Here is a 17,722-nt window from a genome sequence, read left to right on the forward strand (position 1 = left end):
GGAACTCGCCGCGCTCGAGAACGAGCGCGGCTCGTACCCGCTCCATCTCCTCGGCCCAGTCGAGGACTTCTTGGAGCGTTGCGTCCATGTGAAGCCGGAGAAAGTGCAGGACGGCGTGCTTCCAGCCGGCAACCCCGTTGCCGGCTGGATGGCTGATCTGCATTAGCGCAGCATCAGTAAGTTTTCGTGCTATCGAGACAGCTTGTTTAACGAAGCGGAAGAGGACCTTTTGCACAACTGTACTCTCCCGCTTCACTTCCAACGTTCTGACGGCTCGTCCCTACGCCGTCCGTGGATTCAATAGAGCCCTGTGAACAGAATGTGAACGTGGTCGCTCCCGCCGTTGACGTTCTGGATGTTCACGCCGAAGTCCTCGGAGATGTCGCTGGCAATCTCACCGATGCGTTCGGCTATCTCGTCGGTGAGGAGGTCCGCGCGGTACTTTGTGACGGTCACAAAGTGATATTGAAGCGCGTAGACCGTGTGGGACCCTTTTTCGAGGTTGTACTTCATTTGACCGTGCTGATTTCTACATACCCAATTCTAATAAGGATTTGCCGTCGTGGGGTATTCGGCCTGGAACCGACGGTGGAATATAAGACAGTTGTCGGCTTCACGCCCGCCCTAAAGGACGGGATTCTCGCCTTGAAAAAAGATAGTCGTTGCTATGGGGGCGGCGAGCAATCGTCAGATATCCGCCGGGGAGCGTGATGAGTGGGGACATGTGGACTGGAAATTCACAGTGAACGGGCTGACCCACGCACAAATTCTGCAGGCGATAATATTATCGAGTGCATAATGACCCCGATCCAACCGACGCAGTCGGAGGACCGCGTCACCCCATCCGGTCGAGTGCGTCCTGACGGTCCTCAAGGGGGGCCTGATCGTATTTCATGGTGGTCTCCGGACTCTTGTGCCGCAATTGTGTTTGCGCTGCGGCGAGATCTTCCTCCCTGGTCATGTAGGTGCCAGTGGAGTGGCGTATGGAGTACCAGCTCATCTGGCGGTTCTCGTAGTCGATGCCGGCTTCGTCGCAGAGGCGGCGGAGCACGTTCCGGAGCGACGACGAGCCGTAGGTGTTCCCGAAGCGGGTCAGCCAGAGCTTGTCGGTGTCGTCGTACTTGGGGTTGGCCTCGCGTTGTTCCAGCCAGCGGCCGAGGGTCTCTGCAGTGCGGTCCTGGAGGCCGACGATCCAGTGGCCGGTGTTCTTCGATGAATCCTCTTTGGGGATGCGGAGGACGGCGTTCTCTATGTCGACCCAGCTGGTGACGGCGCGTTCGACCTCGATAGGCCGGAGTGCGGCGTCGAGGCTGACCGAGACGATGCTGGGGACCTTCCACCCGTTCGCTCGGTCCCAATCCTCGGCCGTCACCGCTCCTTTCGGCTTCTCGAAACGCTGTGCGAGGTAGGCGTTCCACCGGTCGCGCTCCTCCGCGCTGAGTCCGCTGCGGGCCGGGACGCTGCCGTATTCGAGCGCCGCCTCGCGGATGAGACCGCGCTCTTCGCGGGTGAGGTAGTCCCGTGGCGCAGTCGTCTTGTGCCCGGTGCTGAACGAGATTTCGGGGTCCCACTCGTCTAGGCCGTGCTCGTGTTCACGCCACTTGTACAGCATCTGGAGGGCCTTCTTGCAGTTGTCCTTGTGCGCGTTGCTCTTGTCCTGTCTGGCGAGGTGTCTGAGGTAGGCGTCCGCGTGCTCGTGGGTGACGTTCGTCGTGTAGCCGTTCTCTTCGCTCCACATCCACCGGTAGAACTGGTCCATCCGGTGACTCCGGTTCTTGACCGTGCTGTGCGCGTAGCCGTCCGCTTGCTTCGGGTCCTTGCCAAAGACGAGCAGCCAGTCGAGGCACTGCTCGCGCTGGCTCCGGTAGTCGATCTGCTGGCGTTCGTTGAGGACCTCGGCGGACGGTTCGGTGACGACCGAGATGTCCGCGAGGGGGTTCGTTGCCTCGTCGGCGGACTTCATTGCCGGGCCTCCTGCTGGGAACCCTGTTGCTTGCCCACCCGTTTCACCCAATCGCAAGAGGGCGTGGGTTTGAGCCTATCTAACGTCCTTGCCCTCGAAATATAGCGAATCGCACGAGGGCGAGGGGTTCTGGCGGTCGAAACTATCGGCTTGCCCGTGAGCATGGTTTTGTTTCGTCGTTTTTCACGGACGAAAACTGCCGGACGGGAAGGAGTTGAAAGTGCTCCGTCAGGGATTCGAACCACGGTCGCTCCACTTCGTTCCGCTCTCTGATTCGAATCCCTTCCGTCCGCGCTTCTGTCCGCGAAACCGCTCGCTGTCGTTCGCGGTTTGCGCCTGAAGAAGTGCTCCGTCAGGGATTCGAACCCTGGTCCTTGCCGTGAGAGGGCAAGATGATTGGCCGGACTACACTAACGGAGCCCGTCGTTGCTTCGCATTACCGGGTTATGCTGGTATAATTAAAACCCTTGCGTTTCAGCCTCGCCGTGGGGCGGTTTAGCGTCCGTCGTCCGCGTCCTCCTCGTCCTCGAACGGGGAGCCGACGGCGTCGGGTTCGTGGCCGGCGAGGCTGACGATGTTCTCGCGGCCGACGCGGAGCTTGCTGATGCTGCCGTCGTCCTCCATGTCGGAGAGCAGCATGCTGACCTTGGACTTCGACCAGTCGGTCTCGTCGACGATGTTGGACTGGCGCATCCGGCCACCGTTGTCGTTCAGCAGTTCGAGGACGCGGTCCTCGTCGGTGAGCAGCTCCTCGTCGGGCACGCTCGGCCCCCCGGTCGCCGACGCGGTCGTCGCTCCGGCCTCGTCGGACGGCTCGTCGGCGGTCACCGTAGCGGCTTCGTCGCCGTCGTCGCGACGGCGGAGCCAGACGACTGCGCCGGCGAGGCCGACGAGGACGAGTCCGACCATGACTGGCAGCATCGGGAACGAGCTGTCGGTGCTACCCTGCCCGGGAGTGGTCGCGGTTGCGGTCGTCGGACCGGTGGTCGCCGTGGTCCGCCCGCCGGCGGTGGTCCCGCCGCCATCGTCGGTCGTCGCCGTGGTCGCCGGCTCGGGGGCGTAGACGACGCGCGGGCGCTGGTCGGAGAAGCTGCGCTCGCCCTGCCAGGTGACGCTGTCGCTCCCTGCCGGCGTGGGTGCGGAGAACTCACCGGCCGGGGTGACGTTCTCGAACACGAGCCCGTCGCCCGTGAGGAAGACGAGCGACTGCGCGGGACCGATGTAGAAGCCGCCCTCGAACACGTCCGCGACGACGACACGGTCGCCGGTCGTCTGTGCGAACGCGGTCCAGCGGAAGGACATGGTGACGATGCCGACGTGGCCGTCGAACGTGGGCTCCTCGCTGGCGCTGCGGCGGAACGCCGTCGCGGTCATCTCACGACCCGTCTCGTTGCGGCCGAACGCCACCAGGTTCCGCGCGCGGCGCTCGAAGTTGCTGTACAGCTCGGTCTCGTTGGACTCGAACTCGTCCGCGAACGTCTGGAACCGCTCGCGCTCGGTCTCGTTCGAGAGCTGGCGCTCGTAGCGTATCGCAAAGCGCGCGGAGCCGTTCTCGAAGACGCGGATCTGGAACTGTGTGCGGTCGAACTCCTGTGCACTGCCGAGCGGGCCAGACGCATTCGGGGGGGCGTGGACCGACTCGTTGGGGGCGGGTGCGGCCGCTGTGGCACCGCCGGCGAGCACGACTGCGCTCACCGCGAGCAGGACGAGCGCTCCGACACCGAGTAGCCGACGCATTCGTCCCCCCTTACTCGGGGAGGGATTAAGAACGCTAGGTCCGCGGGTCGAACTGCCGACCCCGTGCGACGACGGTCTCTATCTCCGACCAGACCTCGACGGAGGTCCGCGGATCGTCCGGAAGCAGCACCAGGTCGGCACGCAGCCCCGGTTCGACCTGGCCGGCGTCGACGCCGACGAGGTCGGCGGCGGTCCGCGTTGCGGCCTCGAACGCCGCCGCCGGGGACATGCCGTACTCCACCATCAGCGCGAGCTCGTTCGGGATGTCCGCGAACGTGTTGAACGGGGTGCCCGCGTCGGTCCCCATCGCGATGGTCACGTCCGCGGCGAGCGCGTGCTCGAACGCCTCCTCGAACGCGTCCCGTGCCTCCCGGGCCTTCTCGACGGCGTAGTTCGGGATGGGTGCGTCGTCGGCGTTCTCGACGATGCCGGCGAGCGCGCTCGCGGTCGGCACCCAGTACGTGCCGGCCTCGGCCATCTCCTCGGCGGCTCTGGCGTCCATGAACGTGCCGTGTTCGATGCTGTCGATACCGGCCTCGACGGCGTTCCGGATGCCCGTCGTCCCGTGGGCGTGTGCGGCCGTGGGGACGTTCTTCGCGCCCGCGGTCTCGACGAGGGTCTCGAGTTCGTCGGGTGCGAGCTCCGGCGCGCCGGTGTTCGCGCCCGGCGTGAGGACGCCCCCGGTGGCCATGCACTTCACCACGCCGGCCCCGGCCTTGAGCTGCTCGCGTACGGCCTTGCGCACCTCGTCGCGGCCGTCGGCCTCGCGACCGAACCAGTGACCATGGCCGCCGGTCATCACGACGTTCCGACCGCAGGCGACGACCCGGGGGCCGGGGAGGACGCGCTCGTCGACGGCGGCCGCGGCCTCGAGTGCGATGCCGTCGGGTGCACCGAGGTCACGGACTGTCGTGACGCCCGCGGCGAGGGCGTCGCGGAGGTTGCTGGCCGCGCGGTAGGTCAGGGAGGCGGTCGAGCGGTCCACGTCGCTCGCCGGGTCGGGGCCGGCGTCCATCATCAGGTGGACGTGCGCGTCGACCAGGCCGGGTGCGACGTACGCGCCGTCGGCGTGGATGGTCTCGTCCGCCTCCACCTCGGTGGCGGGTTCGACGCGGGTTATCTCGCCGTCGCGAACGACGACGTCGGCCTCGCGTGCGCCCCGGTGGTCGACGACGGTGCCGCCACGGATGAGGAGCGTGTGGCTCACGCGTCGTCCAGCTCCGTTGTCTCCGCGTCGGTCGCACGCTGCTTGACACGTGCCGCCGCGTCACGTGCGCCGTGCTTGCTCGCGTAGCCCTCGCCGCTGTCGGCGAGAATGCGGCCGTTGTCGCCGACCAGTCGCCAGCGGTACTCGTCGGCCCTGTCGCGGAACACCTCGAAGTGGGTGTCCTCGAACGACGGGACGGCGGCGCCGGGCGCGCGCTCGCGGATGCGTCCGATGGCCTCGCGCGCACCCGACCTGGTACTGTAACCTTCGCCGCTGTCGGCGATGATCTCGCCGTTACTTGCGACCAGTCGCCAGCGATACTTCCCGGCACGGTCCTCGTATAGTTCGAAGGTCGCGACCATACCGGTGGTTCGACGAGGGGTCACAAAAAACTGGACCCGCGCGGGATGACGGATCGCACGGGACGTCCAGTCGACGCGTAGAGTGGTGGTGGTGGATTGGCGTCGGGGTGGTGGTTGGGTGTGCCTCTGACCAGAGTTGCGATGGGGGGTTGGGTGGGGGTCGTCCAGTCAGGGTGGATGGCAGCAGACGAACGGGTAATCCGGGTCTGCCGTCACACCCTATCATCACGTCTGTCCTACACATACATAAAATTACCGCAAAAAATCGCTATTGGTTATCAAACCCCGGTCTGGCGGGGGACCAATGGTCATGCACCGCTCGAATTGCCATTAGATAGAAATAAAAGGAGCGCCCATATAGTAGATACAAGCCGAAACTCGGAGCGTGTTACCATGAGACTACGACAACCCACTGACTTCCTGATACTCGAAGCACTGCAGGCGCAGGGTCGCAACGTCGCGACGAACCTCGCCCACCACACCGACAAGAGCCGCAAGAACATCAACAGCCGACTCCCGGTGCTGGCCGACTACGGTCTCGTCGAGAAGATCGGGCCGGCACAACGGTCCGGGCTCTACGAGATCACCAAGAAGGGCCGCATCGCGCTGATGTACCAGGACAAGTACGACGAGGTCGAGGACTTCGGCTCCCTCATCGAAGGTCCCCACGCGAGCGACCCGCAGCCCGACGGCCAGGGCCAGACGGCGCTCGTCCGCGGCGCCGACGAGGACGAGGAAGAAGACGACGAGTAACGGCGGTTCGAGTCGTTCCGACCCGGAGTGACGACGCAGCTCCCGCCTGACATCCCCCGCGCTCCTGGGTTCGCAGACTCCTGCTCCTCCATCGAGAACCGACGCGAGCGGCCGCGCCGGCCGGTTGCGGGCCCCGCGCTACGGCGCGAGGCGGTTCTTCCGGTTCTTCATCTCCGACTCGTAGTAATCGAACGTGATGGGACACCAGTCGCTCGCGAGGTCGAGCACGCGCTCGGTCATCTCGCGGATCTCCCACTGTGCGTCGGCCGCCGCGCGCATGTCGGCGACGTGCATCAGCATCCGCGCGTTCATCGACATCACCATGTTCACCTTCGTCCCGATGGGCAGCACGAAGCGTGCGTCCTCCGGCGGCATCCCCAGGTCGAGCAGCTCCTGGTAGTCCTCCACCGACTGCCGCACCGAGCGCTGGAACAGCTCCTCGCGCTTCGCGACGGTCTCGTCGTCGACCGTGCCGGTGCGCTGGTTGCGCCCCACCCAGTCGGGGTCGGCGGCGGACGGCGGTGTCACTACCATCGCGCCCTCCTCCACCTCCGCGGGGTCGACGTCGTCGAAGGAGACGTACCGCATCGACTGTACGTCGAAGCTGACGTGGCGATGGCGGGTGATCTGGGCCATGCAGGAACGGCTGATGCCTTCCACCGCGAACGTGACCTGGGGGTGTTCGAACGGGCCGAAGTGGCCGTGGTCGAGCAGGTGGCCGATGAGCGTCTCCTGTTTCTCCTCGATGCTCTCCCCATCGATGCTCTCCATCACCGCCTCGAAGGACTCGTCCCCGACGTACCCGTCGTAGTAGTCGTTGCGCGCCGCCGTACAGATGAGTTCCTCCGGGTCCTCCGTGGCCTCGAGTAGTTGGACCTTCATGCGTTCGTCGTACTGGCTCACTCGACGGAGGATACAAATAGCCCACTCTTCCCCGTGGGCCACCGGAACCACTACCCCTAAACCGCCGCCATCCCAACCGACGAAGAGATGAGCACGTCCGAGGAGTGGACGTTCCCCGCGGACGTCGACCGGGAGGCAGTCCAGAACGCCCTCGTCGAGTGGTACGAGGCCGACCACCGCGAGTTCCCGTGGCGACGCACCGAGGACCCGTACGAGATCCTCGTGAGCGAAGTGATGAGCCAGCAGACCCAGCTCGGCCGCGTCGTCGAGGCCTGGGAGTCGTTCCTCGACCGCTGGCCCACGGCCGCCGCCCTCGCCGACGCCGACCGCGCGGACGTGGTCGGCTTCTGGACCAGCCACTCGCTCGGCTACAACAACCGCGCGAAGTACCTCCACGAGGCCGCTCAACAGGTCGAAGCGGAGTTCGACGGCGCGTTCCCCGAGACGCCCGACGAGCTCCAGGAGCTGATGGGCGTCGGCCCGTACACCGCCAACGCCGTCGCCAGCTTCGCGTTCAACAACGGCGACGCCGTGGTCGACACGAACGTCAAGCGCGTGCTCTACCGGGCGTTCGACGTGCCCGACGACGACCCGACGTTCGAGCGCGTCGCGGGTGGGCTCATGCCGGCGGGCGAGTCCCGCGTCTGGAACAACGCCATCATGGAGCTCGGCGGCGTCGCCTGCGAGAAGACCCCCTCCTGTGACGCCGCGGGCTGCCCCTGGCGCGAGTGGTGTCACGCGTACCAGACCGGCGACTTCACCGCACCCGACGTGCCGACCCAGCCCGAGTTCGAGGGCAGCCGTCGACAGATGCGCGGGCGGGTGGTCTCGGTGCTGAAGGAGTACGACGAGCTCGCGCTCGACACGCTCGGCCCGCGCGTGCGGGTGGACTACTCCCCCGACGGCGAGCACGGCAGGGAGTGGCTCCGCGAGCTGGTGTCGGACCTGGCCGACGACGGGCTCGTCGAACTGGACGAGTCAGACGAGGGCCTCGTGGCCCGACTCCAGCGGTAGCGGTCGGGTCGACACGGCGCACGCTGTTTCCGAGCGTGAAACCGAAGCCGGGTGTTTTCTCCGGTGGCGACCCCAATCTCGGTTGTACTCATGGAACTGGATCAGTTCGTCGAAGCGAACGCCCCCACCGAGAAGGGAGCTGGCTTTCAGAAGGAGACCAACCGGTTACTGCGGGCCACTGTAGACGGGACCCTGCAGATAAAGGCGGGGTCGATGATCGCCTACACTGGCGACCTGACGTTCACCGGGAAGTCGTCCGCGGAAGGCGGAATCGCCGGGTTCGTCAAGGAGGCCGTCTCGGGCGAAGGCACGCCGATCATGGAGGCCGAGGGCTCCGGAACGATCTTCGTCGCCGACCAGAGCAAGAAGGTACAACTCCTCTCGCTGGAGCCGGACGAGTCGGTCTCGGTCAACGGGATGGACGTGCTGGCGTTCGAGTCGACCGTCGACTACGAGATAAGCACGGTCGGCGGCCTCTCAGAGGCCGCGGCGGGCGGGCTGACGAACGTCTACCTGACCGGCCCCGGTGAGGTGGCGATCTCGACGCATGGCGACCCGCTCGTGATGCGGCCGCCCGTCAAAACCGACCCCGACGCGACGGTCGCCTGGAGCGCCGACCTCTCGCCGTCGATCGGGACGAACAAGCTCATCGAGATCGGGCAACAGTCCGGCGAATCGATGCAGATGGAGTTCACCGGCTCGGACGGGTTCGTCGTGGTGCAACCGCAGGAGGAGGGCGGTCAGCTCTGACCGGGCGCGCCCGTGGAGCCGCGCCGGGGCTGGCGAGCCACGGGGCGTCGGCTCGCTACGTCGGGTCGGTCCCATCCGTCGTCGGCAGCGGGACGACCCGGAACACGTAGCCGTCGTAGGCCGCGTCGAGGTTCGACGGACTCTCGTCGTCGGTGTGTTCGCGGCACAGGACGGCCGTCGCCTCGACGGGGCCGTGTCCCGTCTCCTCCTGATAGCGTTCGAGCACCTCGAACGTCGCCGGCTCGTCACAGCCGCGACGGTGGCACCGCGATGGCGACGCCGACCCGTCGTCGCCGCCTCGACGCTCTTTCTTGTCTGTCACGTACGAACTTCGGGGACGAGAGCCAAGAACTCTGTGGTGGTGTACCACTGCACGCGCTGACTTCGACGACGTCCCCGCCGGCTGTGGACCCGCCGCGGGCGAGGTCCGGACCGCCGGTGTGGCTCCGTCAGTCCTCGGCGACCGACCGCCGCGAGGCCCCCGTCGCCGGTGCGGGCGGTTCGTGCGTCCCGAACTCGGGGTGGGTCTCCTCCATCCAGACGTAGACGACGGCGCCGGAGAGGAACATCGACGCGGCGGTCATGTAGAACGCGGCCTCGGCTCCCACGAACTCCATCGAGAGGCCGATGAGTATCGCGCCGACACCGTAGCCGGCGTCGCGCCACATCCGGTAGACGCCCATGCCGGCCGCCCGCCAGGTGGGGTGGGCGGCGTCGCTCGGCACCGTCATCAGGTTGGGGTACAGCAGCGCCATGCCGAGCCCGGAGACGGCGGCGAGGGTGGCCCACGCGAGGTAGCCCTCGACGAGCACCATGCCGAGGACGCCGCCGCCGGCGAGGAACATCCCCGCGACGACCGGGGGCCGGCGACCGATGCGGTCGGCCAGCCCGCCGGTGCCGATCTGGGCGAAGTACATCGCGCTGTGGACGCCGACGACGACGGCGACCGCGTCGATGCCGAGCCCCTGACTGGTCAGGTACAGCGGCACGGCGATCCAGAACAGCGTGTCCACGAAGTTCTCGACGTGGCCGGCCTGCGCGGCCGCGAACAGCGTCCGGTCGCCGTAGGTCGCCCGCTTCAGCACCGCGCGGAACGGGAGGTTCGCGTCGTGGTGGTCGTCGTCGCCCTCCAGTTGTGCGAACTGGAGCGTCTCCCTGACGAGGAACACAGAGGCGAGCAGCGCCAGCACGACGACGACGGCGAGGAAGTAGAACGGTTCGGGCCGGAGGTTCGTCCGCGCCGCGATGACGCCCGTGACCCAGGCCCCGACGGCGACGCCGGTGTAGCCGAACGCCTCGTCGATACCGACCGCGAGCCCGCGCTGCTCGGGCCCCGCCAGGTCGATCTTCGCGTTGATGGCCATGCTCCAGGTGAGCGCCTGGTTGACCCCGAGCAGGACGTTCCCGACGGTGATCCACCACCAGTTGGGGGCGAAGATAAGCACGACCGGTAGCGGCAGCGCGGTCAGCCAGCCCAGCACGAGCACCGGCTTCCGGCCGTACACCTCGCCCCACTTCCCGGCGTAGAGGTTGAGCAGCGACTTGACGAACCCGAACGAGACGACGAACGAGCCGATGACGAGGAACGACTCGACGCCGAGGACGTCCTCTCCCAGCACGGGGACGACGGCGCGCTCGGAGCCGATGGTCAGCCCGGTCGCGAACACGAGCAGGACGTGGAGCGAGAACTGCCCGAGGTGCTCGCGGATGCCCTGCTGGAGGTCGGTCGTCGCTCCCATCGTCACCGACCCGTCCCCCGGTCCGTCCCCGCTGTTCGGTCGTCCGACCGCGGTCGGGCCTGTGCCCATCGACGCCGCACGGATGTCTCGCCTTCGGTCATTCCTGGGTGACCGTACGCCGTATCCGTGGATACGAGTACTGCCGGTCATGACCGGCACCGTCTTGCCCGTCGAGGCCGACCCGTCCGTATGAGCCTCTACCAGTCGTCGTTCCGGGTGCGACACGAGTGTCCGTACCGGGAGCTCTCGGAGCGATACCCCGACCTGACCATCCGCGAGTGGTACCTGAGCGACTGCCAGGTGCTCGAGATCACCGCCAGCGAGGCGCCGACGGACGAGCTCCTCGCGGACATCGAACGGCTCGGCGACGTGCTCCACCGTTCGGTCGACTCGACGGGCCTACACGTCGTCACCCAGTCCTGCCTCTGCTCGCTGGAGGACTCGATCATCGAGCGCTTCGAGTCGCACAACTGCCTCTACCAGCCGCCGACGGTCCACCGACAGGGGTGGGAGCACTACTCGGTCGTCGCGTTCGACGAGGCGGACGTCCGCGCGCTGCTGGGCGAGCTGGACGACGACCGCGACATCGAGCTCCTCTCGAAGACGGCCATCGAGGAGCAACACGTCCCACACAGCATGCTCGCACCGGTCGACCGGCTGTTCGCGGACCTCACCGACCGCCAGCTGGCCGCGCTCCAGTTCGCGCTCGAACGCGGCTACTACGAGCAGCCCCGCGCGGTCTCGATCCGCGAGCTGGCCGATGGAACGTCGGTCGCGCGCTCGACGTTCGAGGAGCACCTGCGGAAGGCCGAGAACAAGCTGCTCACGAACGCGGGACAGTTCCTCCGGCTGGTGACGGCGACCTCGACGGCCGACCCGCTCGGGGTCGAGGCGGGGCCGCAGGCCGGTGGGGCCGCCGACTGAGTGGCCGGGCTGGCCTCCGCCGGAAGGAGAGCCGCGGTCGGCGGCGACCCCGGGGAGACACAGGCCGCGGGCGCTGCCGGCTCAGTCGTCGCTCGGGCCGGCGACGGCGCCGCGGGACACGTCGCTCGTGTGGCCCAGGCGACGCGCCCAGACCAGCAGCATGCTCGGGAAGACGAACACGCTGACGAGGAACGACAGCGAGAGCGCGAGCACGACGAGCATCCCGAACGAGCGCAGCTGCGGGCTGGTGTGGAGCAGGAGCGTGGCGAACGCGCCGCCGGAGGTGAGCGTGCTGCCGAGCAGCGCGCCGCCGGTGCCGGTGACGGCGGTCTGTAGGGCGGTCACGGGGTCGTCACCCCGCGAGAGCTCCTGCGCGAAGCGGTCGCTGATGTGGATGTTGTAGTCGACGCCGAGGCCGACCGCCAGGCTCAACAGCAGCGCGGTGAGCAGCGTCACGGGCGTGTTGGTGACGTACATCCCGGCGAGCACGAGCCCGATGACGAGCGTGATGGGGACGACGGTGAGCACGCCGAGCGTGGCGCTCCCCTCGCTGAGCCGGTAGATGAGCGCGAGCACGAGGCCGATGATGCCGAGCGCGACGAGCATCGTCTCGACGATGCCGTCGGCCATCTGGCCGAGCTCGGCGTTGGAGAACGTCGCCCGACCGACGGCGGTCGCGGTGTAGTCGCCGTCACCCTCGGCGACGTCGGCGACGCCGTGCATCGCCGCGGCGCGGTCGTCGACCTGCAGGCCCTGTTCGACGGGGACGAGCATCCGAACCGTGCGGTACTCGCCATCGGTGCGTTCGACGACCCGGCCGGCCTGCTCGGGGTTGGCCTCGTACAGCGCGTCGTAGACGCCGACGAGGTTCCGGTCGGGGAGCCCGTCACCGTCGGTGTCCGCGTCGGACAGCACCGCGGCGAACTCCTCGTCCTGCGCGGCGGTGCGCTCCATCACGGACAGCGGCGAGACGACGGGGACCGACCCGGAGCGACTGAACACGGCATCGCGCTCGGCCGCGTCGGCGGTCGCTCGCTGCACGCGTTCGAGCGCTGCCGGGTCGGTCACGTCGCCCTCGAGGAGTATCATCGTGTACCGCTGGCTCTCGCTCTCGGCCTGGAACCGGTCGTCGACGTAGCGGTCGTTCTGGTACCACTCGGTCTCGGTTGCCTCCCACGCGAGCGGGCCGGGGAGGTTCGTCTTCCACTCGGCGACGTCCTGCGAGGTCTGGTAGCCCTGCCGGTCGAGGTCGGACCAGGCGGCCGCGCCGCCCGCCCCGGCGAGCACGGCGACGACGATGATCACGGGTGCAGCGACGCGGGCGGCCCTGACGCCGGCGCCGAGCACCGGGGCGAGGTAGCGCCCGCGGCCGAGCGGTGCCTTGCGGCGGTCGAGGCCCACCCGTTCGAGCAGGCCGTCGATGCTGACCTTCAGCGCGGGCACGAGCGTCGTGAACACGACGAACGCGGAGACGACGCCGAGGGTGATGCCGATGCCGAGCTGGCGGATGCTGCCGAGCGGGCTCGTGAGGTTCGCGAGGAACCCGACGGCCGCGGTGATGGTGACGAGCAGCAGCGCGACGCTGACCGAGGAGAGCGAGCGGTACATCGGCTCGCGGATGCCCTCGTCGTCGCCGCGCTGCTCGCGGTAGCGCATGAACACGTGGAGGCCGTAGTCGATGCTCAGCCCGGTGATGAGTACCGGCCCGATGATCATCGTCACGCCGGCGGGGATGCCGAGCCAGCCGAGGATGCCGAACATGCACAGCACGGAGACGACGACGCCGAAGAAGCCGACGAGGACGTCGACGAGGTCGCGGTAGGCGAAGCCGAGCACCGCGAGGATGAGCAGCAGCGCGGCGGGCAGGATGAGCTCGGTGGTGTCGGCCCACACCTGCTGGCTGTATCCCTGCTGGGCGTGCTGGCCGACGGTGAAGAACTCGGCCCCGCCACGCTCGCCGGCCGCCTCGTAGAGGGTGCGCTGGGCGTCGGCGGGCGGGCCGAAGTTGTTCGCGCCCTCGGCGCTCGTGAACGCGAACACCGTCCGACGGCTCTCGGCGGTCGCGGTGCCGGGTTCGTAGCTCTTCGGGAGGAGCCGCAGCGCGGGCGAGCCCTCGGTGAACGTGGCCTCGATGACGGCACGCACGTCGGACTCGCTCGCGGCCTCGAGCGCCGCGACCTGCTCGTCGAGGCTCGCGTTCCGGTCGCCGGCGAGCCGGGTCGCGACGACGTTCTCGACGCCGGTGACGGCACCGTCGCCGGTGAGCGCGCCGGTGACGGACTCGTTCGTGCGGACCTCGCGCTGGTACTCGAGCGAGGCGAGGAGCGACTCCTTCGTCAGGACGTTGCCGTCCGCCGACCTGACGTAGACGTTCGAGTAGGTGACGTTGTTCGACCCCGCGTCGCCGTAGTGTTGCTCGATGTAGTCGGCCTTCTGGGCGACGGTGGTGTCGCCGAAGGCGTCGCTGTCGGTGGAGCTGTTCCCGCCGGTATCGAGCTGCGTGATACCGCCGATGACGCCCGCACAGACGACGAGCATCACGAGGAGGACGATTCTGTTGTGGTCGGTGACAGAGCGGACGACCCTGTCCAGGGGACCCCCAGTCATGGTGTACTCGGAGTGACGGTGGCGTTCCCGGTATAAACACCGCCCCAGTTTCAGAGGCAGAAACTATCTCAAACGTGCTAACGGACCACATGTGGGCGCGTCCGGGCCTGTGGGTTTCTTGTCGCTGGCGGCGATGGAGGGACGCATGTCGAGTGGGACGCAGTCCCTCACGGAACCGGCCGTCCTCGCACACGCGAAGCGACGGCTGTTCCCCGACGACGACGAGCCCGCCTACGCGGTCGCCGACACGCAGTTCGCACAGACGAACTGGGTCGCCGACGCGGCCATCGCGCCCGCGGTGACGGAGACGCTCGCCCCGTTCAACCACGTCCGGGTCGGCTCGGGCTACCCGGACCTCGTCGGCGTCCGGAGCCTCGACTCCGGCCTGCTCGCCGTCGAGCGCTTCGGTGACACGCCGCCCCTGGTTGCCGTCGAGGCGAAGGGCCACACCGAGGCTGCCGGTGTCGATGTCGAGCGCGGTATCGTCCAGGCGTACGACCGGCTGCACGAGGCCAACGCCGCCTACGTCGCCGCCCCCGCCGGAGCCATCTCGCAGTCCGAGCGGACCCTCGCACGCGAGCTGAACGTCGGCGTGCTCGGCGTCGACGTGGACGGGTCGGTCGCGACCCTCGAACGCCCACGGGTCGTCGGCAATCGGGCGGTGGGGGAGGCCACCGCCATCCGCTTCCAGGCGAGTGCGCAGGGCGTCGCCGAGCAGTCGTTCGGCCTGAACCACCCGAAGAACTACCTGGCGTACCCGGTCGCGCTGGCGCACGACGGCGACACCGAGGCGCTGCTGGCCGAGCACGTCGTCGCCGCCACGGACAGCGCACGCGGTGGCGCGTCCTTCCTCGGACTGGTCGAGTCGGACGGCCCGCGGGAGACGCTCACCCCGCTCGGCCGGGAGGTGGTCCGGTTCGCGCGCCGCGAACACGGCGACCTCGATGCCGCGCTCCGACAGTTCGAGGACTGGCAGCGCTCCCGGAAGCGGTTCTACGACCTCGCGCCGCGCTGGGGGCTCGTCGCGCGACGCGTCGTGTTCGACTACCCGGCCACCCAGCTGCTCGTCGAGGAGCTTCAGTGCCTGCACGAGGACGGCTTCCCCGAACCGTCGCTCCCGCAGCTCGTCCGCTACCTGCACGAGCTGCACCCGTCGTTCACGGTCGAGCTGTTCCTCCGCGGCGACGAGTCGGTCCGCGAGCGCGCGCTCACCGGCGATGGCGAGCTCCGCGAGGAACCGCTGTCCGACGGCGCGGTCTACCACTCGCCGACGGTGTTCCAGCTGAAGGCGCTGTGCTACCACGCGGGCATCCTCACCGAACGCGGGGCGGAGCCCTCGCGGCTGGACCCCGGCGAGGACGTCTGGGCGCTGTGCGAGCCCGTCTGACGCCCGGCGACGTCAGACCTCGACGGCCCAGAGCCGGTAGTCCGCGCCCCGACCGTACACCGCGGTGAACACGTCGTCGACGAGCTGTGCGACCCGGTCGTCGTCGGTCCGCACCGTCAGTCGGGCGTGGGTGCCCTCGGCCTCATCGGGGCTGACGAGTTCGTCGATGGTCGCCGACGGGTAGTCACGGACCAGCGTCTTCAGCCGGTCGAGCTCGTCGTCCGTGCAGTCCAGCGCGAGCGTGTCGTCGAAGTACTGCACCCAGGGCGCGCCGTGGCCCTGCTCGGCGTCCGTCTCGTCCGGTGCGGTCGTCAGCGTGACGTACGGGCTCCCGCGCTCGCGGTGGGCGGCGAACGCGTCGACCACGAGTTCGCGGCGTGCGTCCGCGTCCGCGGCGTCGAAGCGAGTCATGAGTCGGGTTTCGGGCAGCGACTGGAAGAACGTGGCGTGTTTCGATGACCGGACTCTCCACCGCGGCGCGCGGCTGGCTCGCGTGCCGAAGGCCGCGAGCCATTCCGCGCGAGGGATGAGCGAGGGAGCTTGCGACTGAGCGAATCGGCTGGGGAGGTCTGAGGTGTCGCGCGGCGGCGGTGGGCGGGACTGAAAGGGGCGGCCGTCTCGACGACGGCAGACGACGCAAGGACCGCAGGCACGAGGACCGCAGCGAGTCTCCCGAGTCGAGACGACCGGGGCTTTCTGGCTGTTCATGAGCGTCACGGAGTCAGGTTCGAACCTGTGCAAGGGTTTGGCGAACCCGTCGCACGGAACCAACGAAACACCAACCGACGGTCCGCGATACGAAAACATTACTTGCCGGCGAGAGAGGGTTCGGGTATGGCCCTCAGGACACCGCCGTTGCGCGGACGCCACGAGGAGGCCGGTGGGTCGTTCACGGACTTCGGCGGGTGGGAGATGCCCGTCGAGTTCGCGGGCATCCGCACCGAGCACGAGGCGGTCCGCGAGGCCGTTGGCATCTTCGACGTCTCGCACATGGGCGAGGTGGAGGTGTACGGCCCGGACGCGACCCGACTGATGCAGCGGCTGACGACGAACGACGTGACTGCGCTCTCGCCGGGCGACTCCCAGTACGCCTGCATCACCGACGGGGACGGCGTCATCCTCGACGACACGGTCGTCTACCGGCGACCCGACGAGGGCGAGACGCCGACCTACCTCTTCGTGCCGAACGCGGGCCACGAGGACTGGATGGTCGAGCGCTGGACCGAGCACCGCGACGAGTGGGACCTCGACGCGACCGTCGACGACCGCACCGAGGACTACGCGATGTTCGCGGTGCAGGGTCCGGACGCGGAGGAGCAGGTGCAGGCGGCCATGGCGAACGGCATCGAGGTGGCGTCGCTCTCGCGGTTCACCGCCACGATGGCGACCGTCGCCGGCACGGAGTGCCTGGTCGCCCGGACCGGCTACACGGGCGAGGACGGCTTCGAACTGGTCGTGCCGTGGGACGCCGCCGAAGACGTGTGGGATGCGTTCGACGGCGCCGAGCCGTGCGGGCTCGGCGCGCGCGACACGCTCCGGCTGGAGGCCGGCCTGCTCCTCTCCGGACAGGACTTCGACCACGAGGAGAACCCCCACACGCCGTACGAGGCGGGAATCGGGTTCACCGTCAAGCTCGACACCGAGTTCGTCGGCCGGGACGCGCTGGAGGCCCAGAAGGAGCAGGGCGTCGACGAGACGCTCGTCGGGCTCCGCCTCATCGACCGCGGCATCCCCCGTCACGGCTACGACGTGACCGACACCGACGGCGAGGTCGTCGGGACGGTCACGAGCGGGACGATGAGCCCGACGCTCGACGAACCCATCGGACTCGCGTACGTACCGACCGACCTGGCCGACCCGGAGACGCACCTGCGCGTCGTCGTCCGGGACCGACCGAAGAAGGCCGTGGTCGAATCGCTCCCCTTCTACCAACGATAACAATGAGTTTCGAGACACCAGACGACCGGAAGTACAACGAATCGCACGAATGGGCACTGCGCGACGGCGGCACCGTCCGCGTCGGCATCAGCGACTTCGCCCAGGACGAACTCGGCGACGTGGTCTTCGTCGAACTCCCCGACGTGGGCGAGGCGGTCACGCAGGGCGAGGCGTTCGGCGTCATCGAGTCCATCAAGGCGGTGTCGGACCTCTACGCGCCCGTCTCTGGCGAGGTCACCGCGGTCAACGAGGCGCTGTTCGACGCGCCCGAGCAGGTCAACGAGGACCCCTTCGGCGACGGCTGGATGCTCGAGATCGAGCTGTCGGACGAGGCCGAACTCGACGAGTTGCTCTCCGCGGGCGACTACGCCGACCAGGTCGCCTGAGTCGGCACCGTGTTCTCGTCGGCGACGAACGAGCGCCGTAGCCGCTGCCTCG

Annotated in this window: 16 protein-coding genes, 1 tRNA gene and 2 pseudogenes; 7 read left to right on the forward strand and 12 right to left on the reverse strand. The window is 68.1% G+C overall.

All coding sequences use genetic code 11. The annotated features are described in order from the left end of the window. The 7 genes and pseudogenes from BLT27_RS11405 to BLT27_RS11435 form a co-directional block, all read right to left on the reverse strand. Positions 1-235, reverse strand: a pseudogene (locus tag BLT27_RS11405) (IS5/IS1182 family transposase); the annotation flags it as partial. A 74-nt stretch (positions 236-309) separates the two neighbouring features. Continuing rightward, positions 310-513, reverse strand: a pseudogene (gene tnpA, locus BLT27_RS11410) (IS200/IS605-like element ISHal1 family transposase); the annotation flags it as partial. Between the two features lie 322 nt (positions 514-835). Next, complete coding sequence (locus tag BLT27_RS11415) at positions 836-1,963, reverse strand: tyrosine-type recombinase/integrase (protein ID WP_089733980.1); 1,128 nt, start codon at positions 1,961-1,963, stop codon at positions 836-838. A 345-nt stretch (positions 1,964-2,308) separates the two neighbouring features. After that, positions 2,309-2,383: transfer RNA gene (locus tag BLT27_RS11420), tRNA-Glu, on the reverse strand. Between the two features lie 75 nt (positions 2,384-2,458). Continuing rightward, a complete protein-coding gene (locus BLT27_RS11425) occupies positions 2,459-3,700 on the reverse strand; it encodes a helix-turn-helix transcriptional regulator (RefSeq protein WP_089733983.1) in 1,242 nt (413 codons plus the stop codon). Positions 3,701-3,734: 34 nt separating this feature from the next. Next, entirely contained in the window at positions 3,735-4,907 is a 1,173-nt protein-coding gene (locus tag BLT27_RS11430) for a metal-dependent hydrolase family protein (RefSeq protein ID WP_089733985.1), read from the reverse strand. Continuing rightward, complete coding sequence (locus BLT27_RS11435) at positions 4,904-5,269, reverse strand: YegP family protein (RefSeq protein ID WP_089733987.1); 366 nt, start codon at positions 5,267-5,269, stop codon at positions 4,904-4,906. The genes BLT27_RS11430 and BLT27_RS11435 overlap by 4 nt, the downstream gene beginning before the upstream one ends. Positions 5,270-5,662: 393 nt before the next feature. Between BLT27_RS11435 and BLT27_RS11440 the strand changes: the two genes are divergently transcribed. Beyond that, entirely contained in the window at positions 5,663-6,022 is a 360-nt protein-coding gene (locus BLT27_RS11440) for a winged helix-turn-helix transcriptional regulator (protein WP_089733990.1), read from the forward strand. Positions 6,023-6,160: 138 nt separating this feature from the next. On the opposite strand, the gene thyX is transcribed toward BLT27_RS11440, so the two are convergent. Further along, a complete protein-coding gene (gene thyX, locus BLT27_RS11445; RefSeq protein WP_089734184.1) occupies positions 6,161-6,904 on the reverse strand; it encodes an FAD-dependent thymidylate synthase in 744 nt (247 codons plus the stop codon). 108 nt (positions 6,905-7,012) lie between these two features. On the opposite strand from thyX, the gene BLT27_RS11450 reads away from it, so the two are divergent. Together BLT27_RS11450 and BLT27_RS11455 are read left to right on the forward strand one after the other, a co-directional pair. After that, the gene (locus BLT27_RS11450) at positions 7,013-7,939 is read left to right on the forward strand and encodes an HhH-GPD family protein (RefSeq protein WP_089733991.1); all 927 of its coding nucleotides are present in this window, start codon (positions 7,013-7,015) and stop codon (positions 7,937-7,939) included. Positions 7,940-8,029: 90 nt separating this feature from the next. Further along, on the forward strand, positions 8,030-8,689 hold the full coding sequence (locus BLT27_RS11455) for an AIM24 family protein (RefSeq protein ID WP_089733993.1): 660 nt from the start codon (positions 8,030-8,032) through the stop codon (positions 8,687-8,689). 55 nt (positions 8,690-8,744) lie between these two features. Here BLT27_RS11455 and BLT27_RS11460 read toward each other — a convergent pair whose 3' ends face one another. Then, on the reverse strand, positions 8,745-9,011 hold the full coding sequence (locus tag BLT27_RS11460) for a hypothetical protein (protein ID WP_089733995.1): 267 nt from the start codon (positions 9,009-9,011) through the stop codon (positions 8,745-8,747). Positions 9,012-9,138: 127 nt separating this feature from the next. After that, entirely contained in the window at positions 9,139-10,428 is a 1,290-nt protein-coding gene (locus tag BLT27_RS11465; RefSeq protein WP_089734186.1) for an MFS transporter, read from the reverse strand. A gap of 189 nt (positions 10,429-10,617) precedes the next feature. Between BLT27_RS11465 and BLT27_RS11470 the strand changes: the two genes are divergently transcribed. After that, positions 10,618-11,352: a helix-turn-helix domain-containing protein gene (locus BLT27_RS11470; protein WP_089733998.1), complete on the forward strand. Its 735-nt coding sequence runs from the start codon at positions 10,618-10,620 to the stop codon at positions 11,350-11,352. 81 nt (positions 11,353-11,433) lie between these two features. On the opposite strand, the gene BLT27_RS11475 is transcribed toward BLT27_RS11470, so the two are convergent. After that, entirely contained in the window at positions 11,434-13,959 is a 2,526-nt protein-coding gene (locus BLT27_RS11475) for an efflux RND transporter permease subunit (RefSeq protein ID WP_089734000.1), read from the reverse strand. 145 nt (positions 13,960-14,104) lie between these two features. Between BLT27_RS11475 and BLT27_RS11480 the strand changes: the two genes are divergently transcribed. Beyond that, positions 14,105-15,346, forward strand: a complete 1,242-nt coding sequence (locus tag BLT27_RS11480) for a hypothetical protein (protein ID WP_089734002.1) — start codon at positions 14,105-14,107, stop codon at positions 15,344-15,346. Positions 15,347-15,358: 12 nt separating this feature from the next. On the opposite strand, the gene BLT27_RS11485 is transcribed toward BLT27_RS11480, so the two are convergent. Then, entirely contained in the window at positions 15,359-15,757 is a 399-nt protein-coding gene (locus BLT27_RS11485; RefSeq protein WP_089734005.1) for a DUF7975 family protein, read from the reverse strand. 423 nt (positions 15,758-16,180) lie between these two features. Between BLT27_RS11485 and gcvT the strand changes: the two genes are divergently transcribed. Both gcvT and gcvH read left to right on the forward strand, forming a co-directional pair. Beyond that, positions 16,181-17,284: a glycine cleavage system aminomethyltransferase GcvT gene (gene gcvT / locus BLT27_RS11490; RefSeq protein ID WP_089734007.1), complete on the forward strand. Its 1,104-nt coding sequence runs from the start codon at positions 16,181-16,183 to the stop codon at positions 17,282-17,284. A 2-nt stretch (positions 17,285-17,286) separates the two neighbouring features. Further along, on the forward strand, positions 17,287-17,670 hold the full coding sequence (gcvH, locus tag BLT27_RS11495) for a glycine cleavage system protein GcvH (RefSeq protein ID WP_089734008.1): 384 nt from the start codon (positions 17,287-17,289) through the stop codon (positions 17,668-17,670). Positions 17,671-17,722: the final 52 nt, after the last annotated feature.

Origin of the sequence: Haloarchaeobius iranensis (assembly GCF_900103505.1) — an archaeon.
In the GTDB taxonomy this organism is placed as follows: domain Archaea; phylum Halobacteriota; class Halobacteria; order Halobacteriales; family Natrialbaceae; genus Haloarchaeobius; species Haloarchaeobius iranensis.

Bases quoted from the DNA above. Each gene is read 5' to 3' on its own strand.
- BLT27_RS11415 (WP_089733980.1), bottom strand. From the start codon at position 1,963: ATGAAGTCCGCCGACGAGGCAACGAACCCCCTCGCGGACATCTCGGTC.
- BLT27_RS11425 (WP_089733983.1), bottom strand. From the start codon at position 3,700: ATGCGTCGGCTACTCGGTGTCGGAGCGCTCGTCCTGCTCGCGGTGAGC.
- BLT27_RS11435 (WP_089733987.1), bottom strand. From the start codon at position 5,269: ATGGTCGCGACCTTCGAACTATACGAGGACCGTGCCGGGAAGTATCGC.
- BLT27_RS11440 (WP_089733990.1), top strand. From the start codon at position 5,663: ATGAGACTACGACAACCCACTGACTTCCTGATACTCGAAGCACTGCAG.
- thyX (WP_089734184.1), bottom strand. From the start codon at position 6,904: ATGAAGGTCCAACTACTCGAGGCCACGGAGGACCCGGAGGAACTCATC.
- BLT27_RS11450 (WP_089733991.1), top strand. From the start codon at position 7,013: ATGAGCACGTCCGAGGAGTGGACGTTCCCCGCGGACGTCGACCGGGAG.
- BLT27_RS11455 (WP_089733993.1), top strand. From the start codon at position 8,030: ATGGAACTGGATCAGTTCGTCGAAGCGAACGCCCCCACCGAGAAGGGA.
- BLT27_RS11465 (WP_089734186.1), bottom strand. From the start codon at position 10,428: ATGGGAGCGACGACCGACCTCCAGCAGGGCATCCGCGAGCACCTCGGG.
- BLT27_RS11470 (WP_089733998.1), top strand. From the start codon at position 10,618: ATGAGCCTCTACCAGTCGTCGTTCCGGGTGCGACACGAGTGTCCGTAC.
- BLT27_RS11475 (WP_089734000.1), bottom strand. From the start codon at position 13,959: ATGACTGGGGGTCCCCTGGACAGGGTCGTCCGCTCTGTCACCGACCAC.
- BLT27_RS11480 (WP_089734002.1), top strand. From the start codon at position 14,105: ATGTCGAGTGGGACGCAGTCCCTCACGGAACCGGCCGTCCTCGCACAC.
- BLT27_RS11485 (WP_089734005.1), bottom strand. From the start codon at position 15,757: ATGACTCGCTTCGACGCCGCGGACGCGGACGCACGCCGCGAACTCGTG.
- gcvT (WP_089734007.1), top strand. From the start codon at position 16,181: ATGGCCCTCAGGACACCGCCGTTGCGCGGACGCCACGAGGAGGCCGGT.
- gcvH (WP_089734008.1), top strand. From the start codon at position 17,287: ATGAGTTTCGAGACACCAGACGACCGGAAGTACAACGAATCGCACGAA.